The following is a 3,176-nucleotide window of genomic DNA, read 5'->3' as shown; positions in this document are numbered from 1 at the left end:
ATTATGCGTAAGCTGCAGTTAGCTCAGTGACCTTATCAACATACTGCTGCATTGCAGTTTCAGCATCCATGCCTTTCAGGCCTTCCCATGCCTCGTACTTGGCAGCGCCTTTGAAATCAAACATACCAGGACGCTTACCGTGTACATCACCATCTGTTGCCTGCTTGTACAGAGAATACAGAGCTAGCAACTCTTCATTTGATGGGCGCTTGGTTAGTTTTTTAACGTCTAGTTGTGCTTGTTCAAAGTTTTCTTTTAGATCAGCCATGATTTTGTCCTTAAATAGTTGTTACCTAGCCACACTCTTGAGACGAGTGTTTGGTTGATTAAAGATGAATGCCTTTCAGCAGGGCAGAGAATGCAATGAGCTCTGCCGAAGAGGCCCTTTCGCTTCTTTGTTCTTTCCCTTGATCACTTTCTTTGGAATCAGGGAACATTCGGAAACTGCTGTTCATAATGATTTCAGCCAGTTTCGGGAATAGCGCGTGTAGCAGCGATCCGAAAATACCGAGGTTAGTCGCAATACGTTTCGGCTTATCGATAATCGCCGTTGCCAGTAGATCGGCCGCTTCATCTGGTGTCAGTGTCGGTACTGACTTATAGATTTTGGTCGGTGCAATCATAGGTGTTGCAACCAGCGGCATGTTGATGGTGGTGAAGTTCACATTCAGATCTGAGTATTCAGACGCCGCACAGCGGGTAAATGCATCCAGCGCTGCTTTAGAAGCCACATAGGCAGAAAAGCGCGGAGCGTTGGTCAATACCCCGATAGACGAGATATTGATTACATGGCCGCCCCCCTGAGCTTCCATGCTTGGTAGCAGGCCGAGAGTCAGCTTCAGTGAACCGAAGTAGTTCAGTTGCATGGTTCGTTCGAAATCGTGGAAACGATCGATTGAGTTAGCAATAGAGCGGCGGATAGAGCGTCCGGCGTTGTTGATGAGAATATCGACACGACCATGTGCTTCAAGTACATCCGCTACCAACTTCTCAACTTGATCGATTGCCGAAAGATCGCACTGGAACGTGTGAGCCACACCACCGCGCTTTTCGACTTCAAGCTTGGTGTTTGCCAGCTTCTCTTCATCTCGGGCTACCAGAATCATTTCAGCGCCGTTTTCAGCCAGTTTGTACGCTGTCGCCTGCCCGATCCCCGAGCTTGCGCCTGTGATCATAATGATCTTGTTGCTGACGCGTGCGCTTAGGCTGCGATCGCCTGAGATCTCAGGGTCAAGATGACGCTCCCAGTAATCCCAGATAGCAGGTGCATAAGTTGGCAGGCGAGGACATTCGATACCAGATCCTTTGAGCGCCTTTTGTGTTTCACGGCAATCGAACTCAGTCGGGTAGGTGAAAAACTTCAATACATCCGAAGGAATCCCTAAATCTCTCAGCGTCACATCTGTTATTTGTTTGATGGTTGGCAGAGACAAAATGGCATTCTTGACCTGATTCGGCACCAGCCCGAATAATCTGGCATCAAGTCGAAGTGCCATACGCGGAGCGTGGCCCGCCTCGGCAAAAATATTCATGACTTCGCCGGAGCGGTAAGGCTTCGGATCAGTAAGATGGAAACACTGGCTGTCGAGATCATCCTTATGGGCAATATGGTCCAGTGCGTTGACTACGTAGTCGACAGGTACAATGTTCAGACTTCCGCCCTCAAGACCAATTGTCGGCACCCAGGCCGGCAACACAGCACGAATACGCTGGATCATTTTGAACAGGTAGTATGGGCCGTCTACACGATCGGCAACACCTGTTTTGGAATCACCGATCACCATGCCTGGCCGATAAACCCTGAATGGTATCTTGCACTGTTCACGGACTGTTTTTTCAGCCAGATGTTTGGTCGAGAAATATGGATGGTCGAGGTGTTCGGCCTCTTCGAACATATCTTCCCGGAAATGCCCTTCGTACAACCCGGCAGCAGCAATCGAACTAATGTGGTGGAAGCAGCCCGCATCCAATGCTTCGGCGGCTTCTACAGCGTTCTTAGTTCCTTCAATGTTCACTGCCTCCTGAGCCTCGGCGGTCGCACTCAGGTCATAAATTGCAGCAAGATGGAAGAAATGATGAATCTTCCCTTTCAATGCAGCGATGGTGCTTTTGGTCAATCCGAGCTGAGGTAGTGTCAGGTCACCCATTACTGGCACAATACGGTCTGCTGGAACATCCCATTCCAACATACAGGTTGTCAGTTTTTCCTGGGCCTTTTCATTCCGGCAAAGGATATAGATAGTACCTTCGCGCTTAAGCAGTTTGGTGATGAGATTACGGCCTAAAAAACCAGTTCCACCTGTTAGAAAATATGCCATTCGCTCTCCTTAATTGACGGGCAACATTCTTTATTCCTTTAAGAAATATAAGTTACACTGGTCAGAGTTGTTGTCTTTAATTAATGCTTAATTTTATTAAACAGATCACCTTTTTATTTTGTAAATAGGCAAGTATTTCAATTTCATTAAGGAAATAAATCAAAAACAGGTAAATTAATCTATGATTGAAGGTGTGAGAAATAATCAATATCAATGACTGGGTTTTTATAAATTGGCTGGCAAATCATCGCGATTAACTTGAGAGGATTTTATGTATGACTTCATAATTGTGGGGGCAGGTTCGGCAGGTTGTGTACTTGCTAATAGGCTGTCTTCAGATCCATCAATTAAGGTTTGCCTGGTTGAAGCCGGACCAAAAGATTCAAGTGTTATGGTCCATGTACCACTTGGCATCATCGGCATGATGCATTCGAAGAAAATGAACTGGCGCTACTACACCGAAGGGGAACCCAACCTTAATAACAGACAACTATTCTGGCCTCGGGGGAAGACGCTTGGCGGTAGCAGTGCTTCAAACGCGATGTGTTACATACGTGGGCACGCCTGTGACTACGATGAATGGGCCTCGTTAGGCAATGAAGGGTGGAGTTACAAGGAGGTCTTGCCGTACTTTAAGAAATCTGAGCATCAGGAGCGGGGGGGGGATGCCTATCATGGCTCACACGGACCTTTGAATGTGTCTGATTTGAGGATAAAAAATCCGTTGTCAGAGGCGTTTATCAAGGCGGCCAAACAGGCCGGGCATCGATATACAGAGGATTTTAACGGCGCAGAGCAGGAAGGGGTCGGTTACTATCAGGTAACCCAGAAAAACGGCCAGCGCTGCAGTACTGCTGT

At 47.5% G+C, this 3,176-nt stretch carries 3 protein-coding genes; 1 reads left to right on the top strand and 2 read right to left on the bottom strand.

Going from position 1 to position 3,176, the window contains the following annotated elements:
• Position 1: 1 nt before the first annotated feature.
• Together MHN01_RS22115 and MHN01_RS22110 are read right to left on the bottom strand one after the other, a co-directional pair.
• Entirely contained in the window at positions 2-268 is a 267-nt protein-coding gene (locus tag MHN01_RS22115) for an acyl-CoA-binding protein (protein ID WP_075761956.1), read from the bottom strand.
• A gap of 58 nt (positions 269-326) precedes the next feature.
• Positions 327-2,318 carry an SDR family oxidoreductase gene (locus MHN01_RS22110; protein WP_239413470.1) on the bottom strand — a complete coding sequence of 664 codons (1,992 nt, stop codon included), beginning with the start codon at positions 2,316-2,318 and terminating at the stop codon, positions 327-329.
• A gap of 271 nt (positions 2,319-2,589) precedes the next feature.
• Here MHN01_RS22110 and MHN01_RS22105 point away from each other — a divergent pair.
• On the top strand, positions 2,590-3,176 hold a 587-nt coding region (locus MHN01_RS22105), incomplete at its 3' end, for a GMC family oxidoreductase (protein ID WP_239413468.1).

The sequence above is a fragment of the Photobacterium sp. OFAV2-7 genome (assembly GCF_022347985.1).
Classification (GTDB): Bacteria; Pseudomonadota; Gammaproteobacteria; order Enterobacterales; family Vibrionaceae; genus Photobacterium.
The sequence above is the reverse complement of the archived record's forward strand: the minus strand, read 5'-3'. Positions and strand labels throughout refer to the sequence as shown.

What these genes read in the sequence shown, in the direction of transcription:
- MHN01_RS22115 (WP_075761956.1), bottom strand. Translation starts at nt 268, where the DNA reads ATGGCTGATCTAAAAGAAAACTTTGAACAAGCACAACTAGACGTTAAA.
- MHN01_RS22110 (WP_239413470.1), bottom strand. Translation starts at nt 2,318, where the DNA reads ATGGCATATTTTCTAACAGGTGGAACTGGTTTTTTAGGCCGTAATCTC.